This is a genomic window from Thalassobium sp. R2A62, from assembly GCF_000161835.1.
Classification (GTDB): domain Bacteria; phylum Pseudomonadota; class Alphaproteobacteria; order Rhodobacterales; family Rhodobacteraceae; genus Thalassobium.
This window is the reverse complement of sequence record NZ_GG697169.2, coordinates 603,629-623,811: the sequence shown is the minus strand read 5'-3', so window position 1 is coordinate 623,811 and position 20,183 is coordinate 603,629. Positions and strand designations below refer to the sequence as shown.

Below are 20,183 nucleotides of genomic sequence, written 5' to 3'. Positions count from 1 at the left end.
ATTAGGGGGTAAACACTGACCTTCTGCGTCGTTGCTTGAGCCGTGCATTTAAGCGACACTTCTTCAGATTGTTTGTTAACAATGTTCGAAAGGCTGTCGATTCGCATAGCCGCTTCCTGCGTCGTTGACACGAGCACTTGTTCCCGCCCTGTCACGAAGTCAGCTGCAATAGAGATGCTGACGCTCGTCGATCTACCCCTCATTTTATATGTGATCGACGAAGCGCCGGGGGCTCGAATAGAAGAATTCATATCCGTTTATGTGGCCGGTAAGAGCGCGTTAGAAGATTATTTTGACACTGCCGCTACCCTAGAGCACCGCTTGACACAAAGCGGCAAGCCCGAAGTCGCTCTGACAATTCAACGCTAGGCGCAGCTCGTGGGCATGGGCCACGCCAAATGCCACATTGGCAACGATTCATTGACTGTTGTTCCTGCCCGATGACGTCATCAAGAGCCCTCGTGGTGCGCTGTAACAGATGGTTGAGGCCCATGCCCAGGTTGGCGGTCACATGCTCGCCACGATGGAGGTGCCTCGCGCCGCAACAAGCAACTACGGCGACCTAGACGTAACGCATGAAAGCGGCCCCCTCGCCAATGTTCGCGTTTTGGTGGAAAAGCCCTGCGCCGATGTTGCTTCAGTTGGCGTCACGGGTCTCAGTTTCCAAGGCGAACGCTTTGATTGCGGTTCGATCCAAGGCTTTGTTCAAGCAACCACAGCATATGCCCCTATTCGTCCGGAACTGCGCGACGATTACGCGCATTTCTTGGTGGCGCGCCGCGCGCCGCTCGAACTGGTCGCATAAGCCGGCGCCCAATAGTCAACCTATTCTAACGGATATCTAACTATCCGAATGCCCAAATGCATTTTGGCAAGACGTGTGACCAAATACTTGTAATTTTAACGTACGGAAAAAGTTTATGCATTTGATACCATTGGTTTTTAGCTTTGCGGTGGCCGCAGTAACGAGCCTACAGGCTCAAGAGATTACAGCACCAACTGGCGATGCAATTTTGACGATCACGGGCGGCATTGCCGTGACAAATGTTGGCGAAACACTGGTCTTTGATCTTGATAGCTTGATGGCCCTGCCTTCTGAGATAGTCGAAACAGAGACTATTTGGACGACCGACATCCAGAAATTCAAAGGTGTATCGCTCGTCACCTTGGCGACGCTGATCGGTGCAGACGCCGGAGAACTTTTGGCGACAGCCATTAATGACTACACCGTCAGTATTCCGATCAGCGATGCAATCGAAGGTGGTCCAATTATTGCCTATATGTTGAACGACCAAGAAATGTCCGTCCGAGACAAAGGCCCACTGTGGTTGATTTACCCGTACGACAGCAGTCCCGACTACCGAACCGAGGTCGTATACTCACGAAGCATTTGGCAGCTCGACAGGATTGAACTGGTTGAATAACGGGCGAAACCGACACCTAGCCCAAAGAGAGGATCATTGCGTTGGCAACAAAGGCCCGTGAAAGAAACACGGCAGGTCGTACTTTTGCTGTGCTGGCCGCTTTCATTGCGATTTCCGCAATCTCCTTGCTTACATATAATGTTTCGCGCGAAATCAGTCTGCTTGGCTCGGCAAAGTCGGACAACATCCAATGGTCGCTCGCCCAAACCCAAGTTGAATTCTTAAACTACCAAGAACAATTGAACATGACGCCAGTTGAGCTTCCGACGCTCCGGCGCGAGTTCGATGTGTTCTACAGCCGCATCGCAACCATCCGCGAAGCCCAAGTTTTTGATATCGTTCGGCAAAACCCAACATCCCAAGACTACCTTAACGACGTGTCAGCATTTTTGGTAAACAGCGTACCAATCATCGATGCATCTGATGCTGAAATTACCCAAGAGCTCCCTGCCCTGCAGACCACAACAGCCGATATTCGTCCTGTCGTTCGGGCTTTGTCGAATTCCGGCCTCGATATCTTTGCGGAAAAATCTGACAATCAGCGCCAAGCTGTGGCCCGCACGATGATGCAACTCGCGATCGCAATCGCGACTCTGATCGGGGCTCTTGCACTGACCGTATGGTTTCTAAACCGCTCGAACGCCAGCATCTCCCGACGTGAACAAGAGAAAAATCAAACGTCAGAGCGGATGAACACAGTCATGGGCACTTCTTTGGACGGCGTCATTGTGACTGATTCCAACGGGCAGATCATCGAATTCAATCCTGCCGCCGAGACCATTTTTGGCCACCGAAAGTTAGACGTCTTGGGGCTGGATATCATCGATTTGATCATCCCCAAACACATACAAAACACGCTCGATTTAGGGGGCAACCGCGCACAGACTAACGATAAAAGGAGAGTCGTTGGCCAAGGTCGTGTCAAGCTTGAAGCCAAGCATTTCGACGGCAGCGTTTTTCCCGTGGAACTGGCCGTACAATCAGCAAAGACGGATCAAGGCGAAATATACATCGCGTTCATCCGAGACATCTCAAGACGCGTTGCGGACGAGGCCGAACTTGTGATGGCCCGTGACAAAGCCTTGGCCGGAGAGAAGCTTAAGACTGATTTTCTTGCGACCATGAGCCATGAAATTCGCACACCGCTCAACGGTTTATTGGGAAACATGAGCCTACTTCGGGATACCCACCTCGACACAGCGCAAGATAGATATGTCGGGTATATGGAAACGTCCGGTCGCCTGTTGATGAACCACATCTCAGACGTCCTAGACATCACGCGCTACGATGCTGGAAAATTGGACACGCGGCTTGGACCAGTCAATATCTCGGCTCTGTTGCAGGACATTGTGGACAACCAAAGCAGCGCAGCGTCCAAGCACGAAACGTCACTGACGTGGAAATGGTTGAGCGAGGAAACAAGCTGGATTCTATCTGACCATGACAGACTACAGCACGTCATGATTAACCTTATTGGCAACGCGGTGAAATTCACCAAACGTGGTCGGGTGGATATTACAGTCGAAGAGATCAAAGAGCACGACAACCCAACGCTTCAAATTCAAATCAAGGACACAGGTCCTGGAATGACCGAAGACTTGGTCAAGAGTGTCTTTGATGACTTCGTCACCGGCGACACTTCCTATCATCGTGATGTTAGCGGCACAGGTTTGGGGCTAAGTATCGCAAAACGCTTTGTGAATGCTTTGGGTGGCGATATCCGTGTCGAGAGCAAAGCCGGCTTTGGTAGCACCTTTTGGGTCACTCTGCCGCTTATCCCAGCCACGGCGCCAGCCGTAACAACTGAGACAAAGCCCATAAAACGATCGGATGTATCGCTAAAGGTCCTGTTGGTTGAGGATAACGAAATCAACCGTATCATCGCGAGCGAAATGCTCCAAGCGAATGGCCATACCGTCGCTCTTGCCCATAACGGCGAAGAAGGCGCGCAGGCTGCTCTTACGACCAATTACGACCTGATCTTGATGGACATTAGCATGCCGGTTATGGACGGACGCACAGCGACCCGATTGATCCGAAGCCAAGGCGGTGAATCTGCCCAGACGCGGATCGTGGCGTTGACTGCAAATGCGATGCCCGAAGAGCAAGAAAAATTTCTTAAGGATGGCATGAACGCGATCTTGACCAAACCACTCTCGAGGGACGCTTTGAACAATCTGTTGGATGACGTCAGCGCTGACAAACCAAGCAACACGCCCCCTATGGTCGATCATTCGCACAGTGCCGAAGCCCGAGAGGCCCTGGGTGAAGACGCATTCGCAAAACTGCGGGCCCGTTTCATGACCGAAGTCGACACTCTCCACGATTGGTTATCGACTGACGCCTCCCAAGATCTGCTCGAAATCGCAGAAAAAAGTCATAAGGTCGCAGGCAGCGCCGCGGTATTTGGTGCCGATCGACTACGCGAAAGCCTAAAGGTCATCGAAAGAGCAGCCAGAGAAGGTGATTCGAGCATTGTAAATACTGAAGTCGGCGGCATTAAAACTATCTGGACCCAAACCAAGACCGAGCTTTTATCTGACGCCTGACGCTCGACCGGTGGCAAATCGCGGAAAATGCAAACCCGAGTTGTTGAATTCGCCTAATTGGTCCTGCATGGTCTGCTCAATACTGCTATGAGCACAAGGGCCCTGATGACAGTCCTTATCCAATATTTGGACACGATCACAAACGCACAATCGTTAGAAGAGCTCTGGCAACAGCACTGTGACAAGATGGCGACCTACGGGTTTGACCGTCTGATCTATGGCTACACGCGCCAACGGACGAACAAATCTCTGGGCGACATCGAAGACATGGTCATCTTGACCAACCAACCACCTGAATACATGAACCAATTTCTGGACGCGGGCCTCTATGATGACGCGCCAATGGTAAACTGGGCGTTGGAAAACGCAGGTGCATGTAGTTGGTCTTGGATCCAAGATCAGATCGAACAGGGTGCGTTTTCGCAAGCCGAAATGGACGTCATCGAGTTCAATCAAAAGATGAATACGACAGGCGGTTATACCGTGAGCTTAAAATCGGTTTCTGCCCGATCCAAGGGGGCGATCGCGCTGACGGCCCGCCAAGACGTGAGCCAAGAGGCCATCGATCAGGTTTGGCACCGGCATGGTACCGATCTCATTGTTATGAACAATGTGCTGCACCTCAAAATCCTGACCCTGCCCCATTTTGGCGGCCGTCCCCTGACATCGCGCCAACGCGAGGTTCTTGAATGGGTCGGCGACGGTAAAACAACACAAGACATCGCAACCATTTTGTTGCGGACCTCTGCGACTGTCGAAAAACACCTTCGCCTTGCCCGTGACGCGTTGGGTGTCGAAACCACGGCCCAAGCCGTGCTCAAAGCTGCGTTCCAAAATCAGATGTATGTGCTCGATCGCGCCGGATAGCATGCGCCCCTGACACCAAACCTCGCCTAGAGGTTGCATTTGGCTGCCCAAAGGTAAGGGTAACCACACTTTAACTGTTTTCCGCGGGCTGATCATATTGGTGCAGCTTCGTGAGTGGTGGCCTAAGGCCCAGGAGCAGCGGGATGGGACCCTTTGTGATTTCAAAGCAGACAGTCCGCTCCGGGTAACCGGGCGCTGGTTTGTGGATGGCTAGGCCATTTGGAAACCAGCATCTTCTTTGCACGTGTCCCTCGTTCCCAGATGGTCCGTGCCATAAACGGCACCGATCAGATCCCGATCGGTGCCGTTTTGTTTTCAACTATACCCAACAAAAAAGGCCGCGCAGTCTCCTGCACGGCCTCTTAAAATTATCAGTGGGACTTACCCTTTGACGGCTTTAGCAACCTCAGCTGCAAAGTCTTCTTTTTCGACTTCGATGCCTTCACCTACTTCGAGGCGAACAAAACCAGTGATCTCAACGCCAGCTTCTTTCGCTGCCGCTTCGACTGTCAGGTCAGGGTTCACAACGAACTGCTGGTTCAAGAGAGTGACTTCGGCCATGAACTTCTTCATGCGGCCAACAATCATTTTCTCGATCACTGCTTCTGGCTTGCCGCTCTCACGAGCGATGTCCATCTGAACTGTTTTCTCTTTCTCAACAACGGCTGCGTCGAGATCAGCTTCGGACAAAGACGCTGGGTTCACAGCTGCGATGTGCATCGCAACCTGCTTGCCAAACGCTTCGTTGTCGCCAGACAGAGCAACCAAAACGCCGATCTTGCCCATATCGGTCGTAACCGAATTGTGGACGTAGGACACTACGGATGTACCTTCGAGTGATGCCATGCGGCGAACCGACATGTTTTCACCGATCGTCGCGATTGCGTCTGTGATTGTTGTCTCAACAGATTTGCCGTTGATCTCTGCAGCCTTAAGCGCGTCTACGTCCGACGCGTCTATTGCGACATTCACAATCGAAGCAACCATGCCTTGGAAATCGGCGTTCTTACCAACAAAGTCAGTTTCCGAGTTCACTTCGACAGCAACACCTTTGCCGCCAGCAACGTTCACGGCCACGAGACCCTCTGCCGCAGTACGCCCGGATTTCTTGGCAGCTTTGGCGAGACCTTTGGTGCGCAGCCAATCAACCGCAGCTTCCATGTCGCCATCTGTTTCAGTCAACGCTTTTTTAGCGTCCATCATGCCTGCGCCTGTGCTGTCGCGCAGTTCTTTCACCAATGCAGCTGTAATCGCCATTTGGAGGTTCCTTAAATCAGAATTTAAAGGGGGTGCGAGGAGACCAAAGCCCCCTCGCCTATATCACTTAGCCTTCGGCGGCTGGTGCAGCCTCAGCAGCAGGCGCTTCTTCAGCAACTGCCTCTTCGACTGGCGCTTCGGCCATCTCGCCCAGATCGATGCCAGCGGCGCCCATCTGTGCTGTCATGCCGTCCAGAGCCGCGCGAGCGACCAGATCGGTATACAACGCGATCGCACGTGCTGCGTCGTCGTTGCCCGGGATGACATAGTCCACGCCGTCTGGCGAACAGTTGGTGTCGACAACAGCTACAACAGGAATGCCCAGCTTTTTCGCTTCTGCGATGGCCAGGTCTTCCTTGCGTACATCGATGACAAACAGCAGATCAGGAACACCGCCCATTTCGCGAATACCGCCCAAGGACGCCTGAAGCTTGCCTTGGTCACGTTCCATGCCCAAACGCTCTTTCTTAGTCAGACCTTCGAAACCGGTTTCCATAGCTTCGTCGATAGACTTGAGACGGTTGATCGACTGCGAAACAGTCTGCCAGTTAGTGAGCGTGCCGCCCAACCAACGGTGGTTCATGTAGTACTGTGCGGATTTCTCAGCAGCATCTGCAATCGGGCGCTGTGCCTGACGCTTGGTGCCGACGAAGAGAACGCGGCCACCTTTGGCGACAGTTTCGCGCACAACATTCAGTGCTGCGTCCAGCATTGGAACTGTCTGTGTCAGGTCCATGATGTGGATGCCATTGCGGCTGCCGTAGATGTATTGTTGCATCTTTGGGTTCCAGCGCTGTGTCTGGTGACCAAAGTGAACGCCTGCTTCCAAGAGCTGGCGCATGGTGAACTCGGGTAGAGCCATGTCCGTTTTCCTTTTCCGGTTTTCGCCTTGGCTGAGGGTGAGTGCGGATGCACAACCGGTGGACCATCTTGGGATTTCTCCCCAATAGGCCCGCCTCAACCTGCGGGATTTAGTGCGCGCCGTATAACGGGCTGAGTTATACGGCGCAAGCGTTCATTTAGCGCTAGAAAAAGACCCGTTCGATCACCCAGTAAATCCCAACAGCCGCGATGGTCAGCGACGCCGGAATCGACACGAATTGGCGGTAGGCAGCGGTTCCAACACTCGACGCCGCTGTGCAGACTGCGCACAGCAAGCTGAGCACCAAAAGCGGCAACAGGAATGGCACCAAATAGACATTCAAGAATTCGGGCAATTCCAAGATCGAAAGCGCGCCAAAGATCAACGCGAGAAGGATATAACCGTAGACGACCATGGTCTCCATTCCCGCCACTCGGCTGGCACGCAGCGCCGCATAAGATACCAGAAATGCCACCGCGATAACCGTCAGCTGGCCGCCCTCGACACCAATGTTGAACCCGATGAGCGCGGGGATAAACGCAGCCTCTGGCAGGCCGTAGTCGCCCAACACGGATGCAAATCCCAGTCCATGCAACAGACCAAAGCCAAAGATGATCGCGGGGCGCCATTTGTTCAGCCCCTCGGTAAACACGTTCTCTACAGCAACATAAACAATGGATGCGGCGATCAACGGCTCGACGATGCTGGCAGGAATGTTGACCACACCCAAAGCGCCAAGAGCCAGCGTTACAGTGTGTGCCAGCGTGAACATGGTGACCTGCCACAACAGCGGTCGCACAGTCGCCGCGAGGAAAAACAGACCCAAGACAAACAGAATGTGGTCCAACCCTAGTGGAATGATGTGGTCAAAACCTGCTGGAATGTAGTCCAGAAACACCTGCCAGCCGGACAAAACCGTGCCGCCATTGATCAAGAACGGCTGCGTCAGATCGCCTTCAGATACCGTACCAGTAAAAGGCGCATTTGCGATTGCGTTTTGACGTACGACCAAGGTGCCGTATTCACGTGCCCAGCCGATTTGAAACGTCTCGGCGTCGCCTGCATAGTCCCCCGACAGTGTGACTGTACTGATCCGAGCGAGCTCTGGGTCAATCTCGTCGTTCACAATGATAGACACATTAATCAGCGCAACAGGTTCGCCATCCGCCAAAACGGTAAAGTTCGGAGCAAACGTCGAGTAGTAACCCGCCCACATGTCGGCCAGCGCCTGAACATCAAGCGCGCGCAAGGCGTCATAGTCGGTCGCATTCTCTGCAGCGTCCGTATCCTCGACCCCGTCCAGATCGATCCCAGCCATGATCGCCTCGGCGCTAAAGTCGAGCTCCATCACTATTTGCCCGTCGTCAGCCCGCAAATTTAGGATGGACGGAAACACTTCATGTGCGGCCAATGGTAAACTCAGCGCGAGCCACAACGCGATTGCACTTGACATTACACGTGCCAAAGCCACCCTAAGTTCCAAATTTTTGGAGATCGCCATGCGTCTTGCCCTATCTGTATTTGCTACGTCTTTTGCCATACTTACGAGTAGCGCGACGCTCGGGCATGAGTTTTGGATCGAACCCAAAGAGTTTCAAGTCGAAAATGGTGAAAACATCGTTGGCGACCTCATAAACGGTCAAAATTTCGACGGCGTAAAACTGTCGTTCTTTGAAAAACGCTTTCGGCTCTTTGATCTTTCGGTTGATGGCACGACACAGCCCGTCGCGGGCCGGACGGGTGATCGCCCAGCCCTAAACGTAACTGCACCCGAAGATGGCCTGCATGTTTTCAGCTATGTCTCGACCGACAGCCGCGTGAAGTACGAAGAATGGGACAAATGGCTCGCCTTTGCGGATCACAAGAAATTCGATGACGTTGCCACCCGTCACGCAGCCCGCGACCTGCCCCTCACAAATTTCTGGGAGGCGTATTCGAGATTTGCGAAATCTGTCGTCGCTGTCGGGTCTGGCGAAGGGGCTGACCAAGCGCTCGGGCTCGAGATCGAATTTGTGATGCTGACCAACCCTTATGTTGACCAATCCGACACTGTTCAGGTCCGACTCTTGTATCAGGGCAGCCCCAGACCAGATGCACAAATCGAACTATTCACCAAGGCACCTGACGGCACGGTCACCATTGAGTTGTACAAAACCGATAATGACGGCGTTGGTACGCTCCCCGTCAAACCCGGCTACCGCTATCTCGCCGACAACGTGGTTTTGCGCGAACCGTCCGTTGAATTAGCCGCTGAAAAAGATGCCGTATGGGAAACCGTCTGGGCGTCTCTAACTTGGGCGATGCCAGCAGAATAACTGCCGCATCGATACTTGCGGACGCCTGCGCATCGGGTCATTACAGAGATCATGACAGATCAAATTCTTTGCATCGGATCCGTACTTTGGGACGTGGTCGGCCGGACTGCCAGCTACATGAGCCCCGGCTCCGACGTACCTGGCCGGATCAGCCGCATCCCGGGTGGTGTCGCCCTAAATATCGCAATGACGTTGCGCCGCTTTGATATGGTGCCTGTTCTATTGTCAGCAGTAGGACGTGACGCCGAAGGCGCCGAGCTGATTGCAGCAACAGATCAAATGGGACTGATTTCACAGCATCTCTATCGCTCCGACGACTTACCAACAGACATTTATATGGCGATCGAGGGTGCAAACGGTCTAATTGCCGCGATCGCTGACGCACATTCCCTTGAAAAAGCGGGCGAAAAGATCCTTCGCCCCCTAGAAGATGGAACACTTGGAAGCGCAGAACAGCCGTTTGACGGTTTGATCGCGCTCGACGGCAACCTAACCGAGGCTTTGCTGACGGATATCGCCCATAGCCCACTGTTTGCGCGGGCGGACTTGCGTGTCGCGCCAGCATCACCGGGCAAAGCGACCAGATTGCTGCCCTTGTTGAACCACCCAACGGCCACGCTCTATCTGAACTGTGAAGAGGCCGGATATCTGTGCCAAACCACCTTTAAGACCAGCGCAGACGCCGCGCGTGCGCTGATTTCTCGGGGCGCGCACCGTGTGCTTGTGACCAAAGGGGGCGACCCCACGACAGTGGCCTCTGGCGCTGATCTGATTACGCAAACCCCTCCACCTGTTCTGGTGACACGGGTCACGGGCGCGGGTGACACATTCATGGCGGCCCATATTGCATCAGAAGCAGCGGGCGCCGATGGCCCAACTGCACTGTCCCGCGCGCTGAACGCCGCAGCTGCCTACGTCTCAGGAGACACCTCACTATGACCTTCCCCCTCACCTTTTCGCCCGAAGTCGCAAAGGCCGTTGCAGATAAAACTGCGATTGTTGCGTTGGAAAGCACGATCATCACCCACGGGATGCCCTATCCGCAAAACGTAGAAACGGCCCGTGTGGTCGAAGAAACGGTGCGGACACATGGCGCCACACCCGCAACCATCGCCGTTATGGACGGACAACTGCACATCGGACTGACCGAAACGCAGCTGACCACCCTCGCCCAATCGACAAACGTCGCCAAACTGTCGCGCGCTGACATGGCGGCCTGCATGGCGACCGGCGGAACAGGTGCAACCACAGTTGCAGCTACAATGATCGCAGCGCGGCTCGCTGGTATCAGCGTCTTTGCGACAGGCGGCATTGGCGGCGTTCACCGTGGCGCTGAACACAGCTTTGATATCTCTGCCGACCTGCGCGAACTGGCGAAAACCGACGTCACAGTGGTCGCCGCTGGTGCCAAGGCGATCCTCGACGTCCCTAAGACGCTCGAAGTTCTCGAGACACTTGGCGTGCCCGTGATCGCCTACGGCCAAGACAGCTTTCCCGCGTTTTGGTCCGCGGCATCGCAACATAGCGCACCTTTGCGAATGGATAGCGCCGCTGACATCGCCCATGCGCAGATCGTGCGCCGCGATATGGGGCTAGAGGGCGGGCAGCTGATCGCCAATCCGATCCCCAAAGACGCCGAAATTCCCCAAGAGGTCATCAACCCAATCATTGAACAGGCCCTAAGCGAAGCAGACGCACAGTCAATCAGCGCCAAGGCTGTGACACCATTTCTATTGGGCCACATATTCGAGCTGACCGAGGGTGCATCTCTGACCGCCAACATCGCATTGGTGTTGAATAATGCGAAATTGGCGGCAAAAATCGCCCAAGAGATTGCCAAACGCTGAAAAACACACCGTTGCTGAGACTGGTCATTGTGGCGCACGTCCCAATTGCCTACATAAGCCAATGCACTGTACCGGACGACATTGATGACTAGCCCCTTTGACGAAAACAATGACACACGCCGCCGCGGCATGATTGCGCGTCTGCGGACCAACTTTTTGGCGGGTCTCGTCGTGGTCTTGCCGATTGGTCTGACCCTATGGCTTATTTGGAGCGTGGTTGGCTGGATTGACGGTGTTGTCCTGCCCTTTTTGCCCGATGCAATCGAACCCGCGAACCTGATCAACCAGTATGTCAGCGAAGACAGCCGCATTCGCCAATGGCTTGGTCAAGATACCCGCATCAACGTGCGCGGCATCGGCGTTATTATCTTCTTCTTGTTCACCATGCTCATCGGTTGGATGGCCAAAGGTGTCATTGGTCGCTCGTTCCTGCGCTGGGGCGAAGGTGTCGTCAGCCGGATGCCAGTCGTGCGTTCGATCTATAACGGCGTTAAACAGCTGGCCGAGACGGTGTTCGCACAGACCGAAGCCAGCTTTGAAAAGGCGTGCTTGATCGAATACCCGCGCAAGGGCATCTGGGCGATCGCGTTCATTTCCACTCACACCAAGGGCGAAGTGTTGACCAAAGCGAACACCGGCCCAATGACATCGGTGTTTGTGCCAACAACGCCGAACCCCACCTCAGGGTTTTTGTTGTTCTTTCCAACCAAAGACATCATCGAGCTTGATATGTCGGTTGAAGACGCGGCCAAACTCGTGATTTCAGCAGGTCTCGTTTATCCAAACGGCGAAGGCGGCGTCACGGACGAAGCCCCCGAGTAATGTTTGAACCTGCAGCCACTGGCTTTTTGACAGGATTCTCCTTGATCCTCGCCATCGGCCCGCAAAACGCCTTTGTCCTGCGCCAAGGATTGTTGCGCCAACATATCTTTGCGGTCTGCTTGCTCTACGCAGTTTCAGATGCGATTTTGATCATCGTGGGCGTCATCGGGTTCGGTGCAATTGTATCCCTTTGGCCGAAACTCCCAATGATCATGGCGATTGGTGGGGCGATTTTTCTCTTCTTTTACGGACTGAATCGCTTTGTCGCGGCATGGCGGGGTGACTATGACCTCGTGTTATCTGGCACCTCTTCTGGCTTTGCCGCCACGCTGACCACAGCCGCCGCCATCACGTTGCTGAACCCTCATGTTTATCTGGATACGATTGGATTGATCGGCGCGGTTTCGACGAATTACCCGCTCACCGATGCCAAGACTTTGTTCGCGGCTGGTGCAGTGACATCATCCTTCGTCTTTTTCTTTGGACTAGGGTACGGCGCGCGTCTCTTGGCCCCCGTGATGCAATCAGCACGCTCTTGGCGCGTGCTGGATACAGTCATCGGCCTTGTGATGTGGGCCATTGCGCTACAACTATTGCAGGGGCTCGGCCACTAGGCGAACATTGCGGCCAAATCCACAGTCGCGCGTGTGTTCAAGTCTTGTTTATACGCCGTTAGAAAACGATCTGCCGCCGTGCGCCCCGCATCCTTGAGTTTCGCCAAAACAACAGGCTGTGGGATCATCTTGGTCGCAACACCCAGCTTCACCATCAGGTCATCGTCGGCGACCATATGGATCAACACATCCTTCATCGTGCCCTTGGGAACATTTCCATCCGCCAATAGACGTTTGACAAAATCAATCGCGCGCAGCTCGCGTAACAGGCTGGTGTTAAAGCCAATTTCGTTAATTCGGTTCTGAATAGCTTGCCCATCTCGTGGCATATCAGGGCGCTGCAAGGGGTTGATATTCAGGATCAAAATGTCATCGGGATATGTCTCTGAAAACAGCGGGAACAACGCGGGGTTACCCGTATAGCCACCGTCCCAAAACGCCTCGACCTGTCCCGTCTTAGGGTCTTCGAATTCAACCGCTTTGAAGACAGTCGGCAAACATGCCGTCGCCAACAGCGCCTCTGGCCCGACCTCGTCCCCCTGAAACACTCGGATTTTCCCGCTACGGACATTGGTCGCACAGACAAATAGATCTGGCCCCTGATCGCCACACACGGCCTCGAAATTGAACCGCTCAACAATCGGCTCTAGCGGGTTTTGGTAGAGCGCCCCGTAAGAATACGGCGAGAACATCCGCATCGTCGCATCACGCGCTACAAAGGCAGGTAAATATTTCAATGCCTTGGACAACACACCGGGATCAGGAGACACCACTGACATCCATTGTGCGAGGCCGTCGTCCTGGACGGCTCCAATTTGGCCCCAGAACCAATTAAGATTTTCGCGTGCCCCATCACGGCCATCATGCTGCCAACCCGCTTTGAACGCAGCGCCATTCAACGCACCCGCAGACGTCCCTGAAATCGAAGCGATTTCAATGTCGTCCTCGTCCAAAATGCGGTCCAGCACACCCCATGTGAACGCGCCATGCGCACCGCCGCCCTGTAGGGCCAGATTGATCCGTTTGGTCATCTACAAGGCCGTCCAGCCGCCATCGACACTGATTGTCGTACCGGTGATTTGCGCGGCTGCGTCAGAGCACAGAAATGCAGCCGTTCCACCCAACTGTTGGGTCGTTGCAAATTCTTTGGACGGTTGCCGCTCGAGCATCACGGTCTTGATCACATCCTCGCGGGACATGTCGTATTCTTTCATCGTGTCGGGGATCTGGCTCTCGACCAATGGCGTCAAAACGTATCCCGGACAGATCGCATTCGCGGTGATTGGCAACTGGGCCGTCTCTAACGCCACAGTTTTGGTCAGACCAACGATCCCGTGTTTAGCTGCGACATAGGCAGATTTATAGGGTGATGCGGTCAATCCGTGGGCAGATGCAATGTTGATCACCCTGCCCCAACCGCGATCCTTCATCCCAGGGATCGCAGCCGCTGTTGTATGGAAGGCCGAGCTGAGATTGATCGCGATAATCGCGTCCCATTTCGCGACCGGAAATTCCTCGACCGGCGCTACATATTGAATACCAGCGTTGTTGATCAGGATATCGCAGCCACCAGCCGCATCTATCAGACGTCGGCAATCTTCGGCTTTGGACATGTCAGCTTGGACGTAAGTCGCGGTCACGCCTGTGACATCAGCAATATCACGGGCCAGTTCGTAATCTTCGTCACGGTCCGTGAATGAATTCAGGACAACGTTTGCCCCCGCTTTTGCCAGTTCGCGCGCGACCCCCAGACCGATGCCCGAGTTTGATCCTGTGATTACAGCTGTCTTACCTGCCAATGTCATGTGCCGTGTCCTGTGATTGGGTTTCCCGAACTGTTGTAGAATGCTGCACCTGCAAAGAACAGCCTTAGACAGCCACCATTCCAGCGATGGCACCCCACCATCCTGATCAACAATTACGGGCCGAATGATCTTTTCTTGAAACAGCAACAGTTTGTTTCTTCGGCACCATATGACCCAGAACCTGCACCATTTAGTACACAGTTACTTGGTTAATGCCCCTTTAACACGAGCATTGAAACCAAATCGGACACAATCAAAATGACCGAAGTAATTACATCTGATGGCGCAACACGATTTTTTTACGGCGTCCACACCGAAGACGAAACAGGATCTACCTTTACCGGTATCGTCGTAAAGGGCACGGACATCGAATATGATCCCGCCTCTGGCTTGCCAGTGTTTGGTACAATCGACCGGATGGAATACCACGATATCGTCAATGGCGAGATCATCGTGACCTACGGCACTTACACAGATTTCTCGCGTTCAATCACCAAGATGAACCAGCTCTTCTCGTCTGAAGACGCGCCTTGGTATTCAGCGTCCAACTTTTTGGGCACATCCATTATGACCGCCGACAGCGCAGTCACCTACCAAGCGTCTAGCGCTGACGATTATGTTCTCGGCACTGCAAAGGCCAATGAACTGATTAGTTATGACGGGAATGACCTGATCTACGGCATGGGCGGCAACGACATCTTAAAAGGCGGCGAAGGCGCGGACGTCATCGCCGGTGGTGGTGGTCGCGACCTCATTCACGGCGGCAATGGCGAAGACACTATCAATGGTGGGCTCGGCAATGACACTGTCTTTGCAGGCGACGACAATGACTATGTCGACGGCGATGACGGCAACGATTTGATCTATGGCCATAACGGTGACGACACATTGATCGGCGGCCTTGGCAAAGACGAGATCTATGGCGGCGACAGCAACGACGCATTGAGCGGTGGCGAAGACAACGACATTCTCAAAGGTGGTGACGGAGAAGACATCATCTATGGTGATGAGGGTCGCGATGGTCTCTACGGAAACGATGGTGCCGACGTCATGAACGGCGGTCTCGGAAACGACGAACTGTTCGGTGGCACTGGTGAAGACAACCTGGTTGGCGGCGAAGGCAATGACTACCTCTTTGGAGGTGATGACAACGACACCGTTCACGGCGGCAATGGCAGCGACCGGATGCAAGGCAACAACGGCGACGATTGGATATACGGTGACGCCAGTATCGACAAGATGGCTGGTGGCTACGGCAACGATTTTATGCACGGCGGGGCTGACAACGACAAATTGAACGGCAACTCGGGCGACGACACCCTCGACGGTGGCGCACGTTACGATAAACTTTACGGCGGCGCATGCGATGACACCCTGAACGCTGGCGAAGGCATCGATCAGCTCTCGGGCGGTATTGGCAGCGATACATTCTCTGTAGACGTGACCGGCGATGTTTCCAAAACCACCATTCGCGACTTCAAGGCTGCGGACGATCACCTGACGCTGAACCTTGACACCGAAATGACAGCAGAAGAGGTGTTTAACGCCTTTACCGCCGGTGCGGTTCAGACAGGCAAGCACGTCTATCGGTCAGATGAGGAAGGAAACGAGGTCATTTTGCGTCACTTCGATCTCGTTGAACTGACGGTCGATCACTTCGAAGAGCAAGAAGAAGACGACTTCATGCTTCTCTAATCGCACCCGATTCTCTCAAAAACGAGGCCAGCGGAAACGCTGGCCTTTTTTGTGTCGAACAGATCAAATAGCCATAAAAAAAACGCCCGCGCGAAGCGGGCGTTAAGTTATTGAGGCAGGTTTCATACAGGCAAGAAACCTATCGAGCAGTGTTCTCTATATAAGCATTTACCCGCTCGCATCCAAGCTAAAAGTTTGAAAAGGCTAGAGACCCTCGTTAGGCTCAGGCCCAATAGAACAAGGGACAACAGGGATTAGCTCGAAAATGACAACAGTATTATTCCAGCCTATGCGCGGCCTCGCGTTTACAATCGGGCTGATCGCCGCTGCGGGATTCGCAACCGCCGAACCCAAGCACGGCATCTCGATGTATGGGGAACCTGCACTGGGCGCAGATTTCACCCACCTGCCCTATGCCAACCCTGATGCGCCCACAGGCGGCCAGATCGTTACAGGCGAAGTTGGCGGCTTTGACAGCCTCAACCCCTACATCCGCAAAGGCAGCGTGCCTTGGCAGCTGCGTTTCCTAGCATCCGAAAGCCTCATGGGCCGTTCTTACGATGAACCCTTCGCTTTGTACGGTGTGCTGGCTGAAACGATCGAAACGGGTCCGAACCGTGAATGGGTCGAATTCACCCTGCGCGAAGAAGCTCGTTTTTCTGACGGCAGCCCTGTAACTGTCGAAGACGTAATGTGGTCCTATGAAACGCTCGGCACCCAAGGCCACCCACGCTATGCGGGTCTATGGGGCAAGATCGGTTCGATGGAGCAAACAGGCGACCGGTCGATCAAGTTCACATTCAACGTCGAAGACCGCGAGCTTGCACTGATCGTCGGCATGCGTCCAATCCTGAAAAAGGCACAATGGGACGGCCTCGACTTTGCCGAAAGCGGTCTTGATGTCGTGCCAATCACCACGTCCCCTTATGTGATCGGTGATTTTGAAGCGGGCCGTTTCGTGTCCTTGCAGCGCAATCCAGACTATTGGGGTGCCGATATCCCGTTCCGCCGTGGCACGAACGTGATGGACGAGGTTCGGCTCGAATTCTATGCCGATGGCACAGCCCAATTCGAAGCCTTCAAATCTGGTGAAGTGAATTCTAACCGCGAATTCAACGCGGCCAAGTGGGACAGCCAGTATGACTTCCCCGCCATCGATGATGGTGACGTGGTCAAATCCATTCTGCCTCATGAGCGTCCCAGCGGGATCACCGGCTTTGTCATGAACACCCGTAACCCGATCTTTGCCGATTGGCGCGTCCGCGACGCAATGATCCATGTGTTCAACTTTGAATTCATCAACGAAGCGATGACAGGGTCTGCACAGCCGCGGATCACGTCGTATTTCTCGAATTCGGTTCTCAGCATGCAAGAAGGTCCAGCAGAGGGTCGCGTACGCGAATTCCTCGAACCCTTCGCCGCAGATCTTCTGCCCGGTACGCTCGAGGGGTATGATTTGCCCGTATCTGACGGATCCGAACGGAATCGTGCAGGTATTCGTGCCGCAATTACCCAGTTCGAGGCCGCAGGTTGGACCGTCCAAGACGGCGCTTTGAAAAACAGCGATGGCGAACCGTTCGAATTTGAAATCCTGCTCAAATCCGGTGCTACTGAGAACCAAGCAATCATCGACATGTATGTGCAATCGCTTGAACGTGTTGGCATCACGCCAACTGTGACAGCGATCGACAGTGCGCAATACAAAGAACGCACCAATGCCTATGACTTTGACATGACGTACTACCGTCGTGGATTGTCCCTGTCTCCGGGCAACGAGCAAAACCTCTATTGGGGCAGCGCTGGTGTCACCGAACCTGGAACGCGCAACTGGATGGGGATGAACAGCCCCGCCGCCGAGGCGATGATCGAACGTCTGTTGAACTCGCCAGATCAAAACGATTTCCTTGCCGCAACCCGCGCATTGGACCGTGTTTTGACGTCGGGGCGCTATGTCATCCCGATCTATCAGTGGAATATCAGCCGCATCGCCCACTCCAAGAACTTGCATTATCCAGAGAATCTGCCGATTTATGGCGATTGGATTGGATGGCAACCGGATGTCTGGTGGTATGAAGAAAAGTAAGCTGATTTTTGCATTGGTGGCGCTGGCTGGTTTGACCGCTTGCGCCACCGTCGAAGGCATTGGCCGCGATATTTCTCGTGGGGCCCAAGCCGTAGATCGCGCCTTGTGAAAACTTTGATTTGGAGTGTCGCCGTGGGCTGTCTCTTGACAGCCTGCGGTCCTGCCCGCCTCGCTGGCCAAGCCGCAGTCGGCACAGGCAAGGTTATCGTGGGCACCGCAGACGTCGTTTTATAGGCGACTGTCACAAAACTGTTGTCCTGTTGGGTTAACCAGCGGCAACACAAAGGAATACGCAATGAATATTTTGGTCTTGTGCACAGGCAATTCTGCCCGCTCGATCCTGCTTGAATGTTTGCTCAACCGTGATGATCGGATCACGGCCTACTCAGCAGGCTCCAAACCCGCCGGCAAGGTACACCCACAGTCGTTGACCCTCTTGGCCGACAAAGGGTACGACACAGCAGGTTTGCGTTCCAAAAGCTGGGACGAGTTTGCCCAAGACGATGCACCGCAAATGGATGCCGTCATAACGGTGTGCGGATCCGCTGCTGGCGAGACCTGTCCGATGTGGCCGGGTACACCGGTACGTGTCCATTGGGGCATCGACGATCCGGCAGCCGCATCACCCGAGGACTGGGACAGCGCGTTCGAGCTGGCCTATTCATTGCTCTTGACCAAGGCCGACGCCCTGTCCACAACCGAATTTGCCGATCTGTCGGATCAGGTGCTCGTTAATCACCTCAAATCCGTGGGGGCGCCAGCATGATCCGCAAATACATTGCAGAAGGACTGGGGACCGCGCTTTTGCTCATTAGCGTTGTCGGATCAGGCATCATGGGCGAGACGCTCGCCGACGGAAACACAGCGATTGCTCTCTTGGCGAATGCGATTGCCACGGGATGTATGCTCTATGTTATAATCACAACGCTTGGCCCGATCTCTGGCGCGCATTTCAATCCGGCGGTCACATTGGCGTTCTGGATACGTGGCGAGATCACAACCCGCCCTGCGCTGGGCTATGTCGCCGTACAAATCGCTGGCGGTATTTTGGGCGTATGGGCAACGCATCTCATGTTTGATCGTACGATATTGCAAAGCTCGACCACCGACCGCGCATCTATCGGTCTTTGGTCATCCGAGGCGATTGCGACGTTTGGACTGTTGTTCGTGATTTTCGGAGGGCTGCGCAGCCGCCCCGAGGCAGTGCCGACCCTCGTCGCTCTCTACATCACGGGGGCCTATTGGTTCACGTCTTCGACCAGCTTTGCCAATCCCGCTGTCTCTATCGCGCGGTCGTTCTCGGACACGTTTGCAGGGATCAATCCCGCACATGCACCTATGTTCATCGGGATTCAGATCGTGACGGCGATTGTGGCAACCGGCCTGCTGGCGCGACTGTTCTCAGACGAGTGATGTCACCCACAAGATCGTCGCGTCTTCGGCGCTGACGGACACGACGTTGTGGCCCATAGACGCATCGTAATATGCGCTGTCGCCCCGCCGCATCGTCACGGGTTCATAAAACTCGGTGAACAGCGTCACCTCGCCGGTTAACACGTATAGAAACTCTTCTCCGTCGTGCCGGACCCAACCGTCAAACTCTTCAAAGCTACGCGCGCGCACGCGCGCACGGTACGGCAGCATCTTTTTCTTGGTCAGTGTTTCGGCCAACAAATCATGCTCGTACGTGCTTGTTGCTTGGTTGGTGCCTTCGCCCGATCGCGTGACGGCCATACGCCCGTTCACCTGCCCCTTGACCGGCGGCGTAAAGAGTTGCGGAACCGAGATCGCCAAACCCACAGCCAGCTTCTTCAAAGCATCATAAGTCGGAGACATCTGCCCATTTTCAATTTTCGACAAGGTTGATCGCGCCAATCCTGCCTTTTGGGCAGCCTGCTCGAGCGTCCAAGAACGCGCTTTGCGCAGCTCGCGGACACGTTCCCCCAGATTAACAGGCGTGGCATCAGCATTCTCGCCGTTTTCGCGGGCAATACGGATCAGGGATTTGGGATCAGAACTGGTCATGCGTTCGTATATCGCGCC

21 protein-coding genes are annotated in these 20,183 nt (G+C 54.3%); 15 read left to right on the top strand and 6 right to left on the bottom strand.

The window, feature by feature from the left end; all coding sequences use genetic code 11:
- Positions 1-174: 174 nt before the first annotated feature.
- The 5 genes from TR2A62_RS19480 (at position 175) to TR2A62_RS03065 (ending at position 4,840) form a co-directional block, all read left to right on the top strand.
- On the top strand, positions 175-369 hold the full coding sequence (locus TR2A62_RS19480; RefSeq protein WP_369699500.1) for a hypothetical protein: 195 nt from the start codon (positions 175-177) through the stop codon (positions 367-369).
- 142 nt (positions 370-511) lie between these two features.
- A complete protein-coding gene (locus TR2A62_RS19475) occupies positions 512-805 on the top strand; it encodes a hypothetical protein (RefSeq protein ID WP_369699499.1) in 294 nt (97 codons plus the stop codon).
- Positions 806-920: 115 nt separating this feature from the next.
- Positions 921-1,424 carry an oxidoreductase gene (locus tag TR2A62_RS03075; RefSeq protein ID WP_009160631.1) on the top strand — a complete coding sequence of 168 codons (504 nt, stop codon included), beginning with the start codon at positions 921-923 and terminating at the stop codon, positions 1,422-1,424.
- 41 nt (positions 1,425-1,465) lie between these two features.
- Positions 1,466-3,973 (top strand): ATP-binding protein, encoded by a 2,508-nt coding sequence (locus TR2A62_RS03070; protein ID WP_009159302.1) that lies wholly within the window; start codon positions 1,466-1,468, stop codon positions 3,971-3,973.
- A gap of 105 nt (positions 3,974-4,078) precedes the next feature.
- Positions 4,079-4,840 (top strand): LuxR family transcriptional regulator, encoded by a 762-nt coding sequence (locus tag TR2A62_RS03065; RefSeq protein WP_009158492.1) that lies wholly within the window; start codon positions 4,079-4,081, stop codon positions 4,838-4,840.
- Between the two features lie 381 nt (positions 4,841-5,221).
- Here the strand turns inward: TR2A62_RS03065 and tsf are convergent, their stop codons facing one another.
- The 3 genes from tsf to TR2A62_RS03050 form a co-directional block, all read right to left on the bottom strand.
- Positions 5,222-6,097 carry a translation elongation factor Ts gene (gene tsf, locus TR2A62_RS03060; RefSeq protein WP_009160040.1) on the bottom strand — a complete coding sequence of 292 codons (876 nt, stop codon included), beginning with the start codon at positions 6,095-6,097 and terminating at the stop codon, positions 5,222-5,224.
- 67 nt (positions 6,098-6,164) lie between these two features.
- Entirely contained in the window at positions 6,165-6,959 is a 795-nt protein-coding gene (rpsB, locus tag TR2A62_RS03055) for a 30S ribosomal protein S2 (protein ID WP_009159759.1), read from the bottom strand.
- 163 nt (positions 6,960-7,122) lie between these two features.
- Positions 7,123-8,412 (bottom strand): HupE/UreJ family protein, encoded by a 1,290-nt coding sequence (locus tag TR2A62_RS03050; RefSeq protein WP_223296063.1) that lies wholly within the window; start codon positions 8,410-8,412, stop codon positions 7,123-7,125.
- 46 nt (positions 8,413-8,458) lie between these two features.
- Between TR2A62_RS03050 and TR2A62_RS03045 the strand changes: the two genes are divergently transcribed.
- The 5 genes from TR2A62_RS03045 (at position 8,459) to TR2A62_RS03025 (ending at position 12,557) form a co-directional block, all read left to right on the top strand.
- Positions 8,459-9,274 carry a DUF4198 domain-containing protein gene (locus TR2A62_RS03045; protein ID WP_009158111.1) on the top strand — a complete coding sequence of 272 codons (816 nt, stop codon included), beginning with the start codon at positions 8,459-8,461 and terminating at the stop codon, positions 9,272-9,274.
- Between the two features lie 51 nt (positions 9,275-9,325).
- Entirely contained in the window at positions 9,326-10,213 is an 888-nt protein-coding gene (locus tag TR2A62_RS03040) for a PfkB family carbohydrate kinase (RefSeq protein WP_040820103.1), read from the top strand.
- Positions 10,210-11,121, top strand: a complete 912-nt coding sequence (locus TR2A62_RS03035; protein ID WP_009158031.1) for a pseudouridine-5'-phosphate glycosidase — start codon at positions 10,210-10,212, stop codon at positions 11,119-11,121. Before TR2A62_RS03040 ends, TR2A62_RS03035 begins: the two co-directional genes overlap by 4 nt.
- Positions 11,122-11,205: 84 nt before the next feature.
- Positions 11,206-11,943: a DUF502 domain-containing protein gene (locus TR2A62_RS03030; protein ID WP_009159062.1), complete on the top strand. Its 738-nt coding sequence runs from the start codon at positions 11,206-11,208 to the stop codon at positions 11,941-11,943.
- Positions 11,943-12,557, top strand: coding sequence for a LysE/ArgO family amino acid transporter (locus TR2A62_RS03025; RefSeq protein ID WP_009157434.1), 615 nt, complete (start codon positions 11,943-11,945; stop codon positions 12,555-12,557). Before TR2A62_RS03030 ends, TR2A62_RS03025 begins: the two co-directional genes overlap by 1 nt.
- Here TR2A62_RS03025 and TR2A62_RS03020 read toward each other — a convergent pair.
- Positions 12,554-13,588 (bottom strand): patatin-like phospholipase family protein, encoded by a 1,035-nt coding sequence (locus TR2A62_RS03020; RefSeq protein WP_009160095.1) that lies wholly within the window; start codon positions 13,586-13,588, stop codon positions 12,554-12,556. The genes TR2A62_RS03025 and TR2A62_RS03020 overlap by 4 nt on opposite strands.
- Positions 13,589-14,362, bottom strand: a complete 774-nt coding sequence (locus TR2A62_RS03015; RefSeq protein WP_009158463.1) for a 3-hydroxybutyrate dehydrogenase — start codon at positions 14,360-14,362, stop codon at positions 13,589-13,591.
- 258 nt (positions 14,363-14,620) lie between these two features.
- Between TR2A62_RS03015 and TR2A62_RS19455 the strand changes: the two genes are divergently transcribed.
- From TR2A62_RS19455 to TR2A62_RS02990, 5 genes are all read left to right on the top strand, one after another.
- Positions 14,621-16,057, top strand: coding sequence for a calcium-binding protein (locus tag TR2A62_RS19455; RefSeq protein ID WP_009159450.1), 1,437 nt, complete (start codon positions 14,621-14,623; stop codon positions 16,055-16,057).
- Positions 16,058-16,322: 265 nt separating this feature from the next.
- On the top strand, positions 16,323-18,140 hold the full coding sequence (locus TR2A62_RS03005; RefSeq protein WP_009157602.1) for an extracellular solute-binding protein: 1,818 nt from the start codon (positions 16,323-16,325) through the stop codon (positions 18,138-18,140).
- On the top strand, positions 18,127-18,249 hold the full coding sequence (locus TR2A62_RS03000) for a lipoprotein (RefSeq protein ID WP_150103549.1): 123 nt from the start codon (positions 18,127-18,129) through the stop codon (positions 18,247-18,249). The genes TR2A62_RS03005 and TR2A62_RS03000 overlap by 14 nt, the downstream gene beginning before the upstream one ends.
- Positions 18,250-18,435: 186 nt before the next feature.
- Positions 18,436-18,906, top strand: a complete 471-nt coding sequence (locus TR2A62_RS02995; RefSeq protein WP_009160097.1) for an arsenate reductase ArsC — start codon at positions 18,436-18,438, stop codon at positions 18,904-18,906.
- A complete protein-coding gene (locus tag TR2A62_RS02990; protein WP_009159876.1) occupies positions 18,903-19,553 on the top strand; it encodes an MIP/aquaporin family protein in 651 nt (216 codons plus the stop codon). Before TR2A62_RS02995 ends, TR2A62_RS02990 begins: the two co-directional genes overlap by 4 nt.
- On the opposite strand, the gene TR2A62_RS02985 is transcribed toward TR2A62_RS02990, so the two are convergent.
- Positions 19,542-20,165 carry a helix-turn-helix domain-containing protein gene (locus TR2A62_RS02985; RefSeq protein WP_040821061.1) on the bottom strand — a complete coding sequence of 208 codons (624 nt, stop codon included), beginning with the start codon at positions 20,163-20,165 and terminating at the stop codon, positions 19,542-19,544. The two genes, TR2A62_RS02990 and TR2A62_RS02985, sit on opposite strands and share 12 nt — an antisense overlap.
- Positions 20,166-20,183: the final 18 nt, after the last annotated feature.

Excerpts from the sequence above, each read along its gene's own strand:
- TR2A62_RS19480 (WP_369699500.1), top strand. The coding sequence starts at position 175 with ATGCTGACGCTCGTCGATCTACCCCTCATTTTATATGTGATCGACGAA.
- TR2A62_RS19475 (WP_369699499.1), top strand. The coding sequence starts at position 512 with ATGCTCGCCACGATGGAGGTGCCTCGCGCCGCAACAAGCAACTACGGC.
- TR2A62_RS03075 (WP_009160631.1), top strand. The coding sequence starts at position 921 with ATGCATTTGATACCATTGGTTTTTAGCTTTGCGGTGGCCGCAGTAACG.
- TR2A62_RS03065 (WP_009158492.1), top strand. The coding sequence starts at position 4,079 with ATGACAGTCCTTATCCAATATTTGGACACGATCACAAACGCACAATCG.
- tsf (WP_009160040.1), bottom strand. The coding sequence starts at position 6,097 with ATGGCGATTACAGCTGCATTGGTGAAAGAACTGCGCGACAGCACAGGC.
- rpsB (WP_009159759.1), bottom strand. The coding sequence starts at position 6,959 with ATGGCTCTACCCGAGTTCACCATGCGCCAGCTCTTGGAAGCAGGCGTT.
- TR2A62_RS03050 (WP_223296063.1), bottom strand. The coding sequence starts at position 8,412 with ATGTCAAGTGCAATCGCGTTGTGGCTCGCGCTGAGTTTACCATTGGCC.
- TR2A62_RS03045 (WP_009158111.1), top strand. The coding sequence starts at position 8,459 with ATGCGTCTTGCCCTATCTGTATTTGCTACGTCTTTTGCCATACTTACG.
- TR2A62_RS03040 (WP_040820103.1), top strand. The coding sequence starts at position 9,326 with ATGACAGATCAAATTCTTTGCATCGGATCCGTACTTTGGGACGTGGTC.
- TR2A62_RS03035 (WP_009158031.1), top strand. The coding sequence starts at position 10,210 with ATGACCTTCCCCCTCACCTTTTCGCCCGAAGTCGCAAAGGCCGTTGCA.
- TR2A62_RS03030 (WP_009159062.1), top strand. The coding sequence starts at position 11,206 with ATGACTAGCCCCTTTGACGAAAACAATGACACACGCCGCCGCGGCATG.
- TR2A62_RS03025 (WP_009157434.1), top strand. The coding sequence starts at position 11,943 with ATGTTTGAACCTGCAGCCACTGGCTTTTTGACAGGATTCTCCTTGATC.
- TR2A62_RS03020 (WP_009160095.1), bottom strand. The coding sequence starts at position 13,588 with ATGACCAAACGGATCAATCTGGCCCTACAGGGCGGCGGTGCGCATGGC.
- TR2A62_RS03015 (WP_009158463.1), bottom strand. The coding sequence starts at position 14,362 with ATGACATTGGCAGGTAAGACAGCTGTAATCACAGGATCAAACTCGGGC.
- TR2A62_RS19455 (WP_009159450.1), top strand. The coding sequence starts at position 14,621 with ATGACCGAAGTAATTACATCTGATGGCGCAACACGATTTTTTTACGGC.
- TR2A62_RS03005 (WP_009157602.1), top strand. The coding sequence starts at position 16,323 with ATGACAACAGTATTATTCCAGCCTATGCGCGGCCTCGCGTTTACAATC.
- TR2A62_RS03000 (WP_150103549.1), top strand. The coding sequence starts at position 18,127 with ATGAAGAAAAGTAAGCTGATTTTTGCATTGGTGGCGCTGGCTGGTTTG.
- TR2A62_RS02995 (WP_009160097.1), top strand. The coding sequence starts at position 18,436 with ATGAATATTTTGGTCTTGTGCACAGGCAATTCTGCCCGCTCGATCCTG.
- TR2A62_RS02990 (WP_009159876.1), top strand. The coding sequence starts at position 18,903 with ATGATCCGCAAATACATTGCAGAAGGACTGGGGACCGCGCTTTTGCTC.
- TR2A62_RS02985 (WP_040821061.1), bottom strand. The coding sequence starts at position 20,165 with ATGACCAGTTCTGATCCCAAATCCCTGATCCGTATTGCCCGCGAAAAC.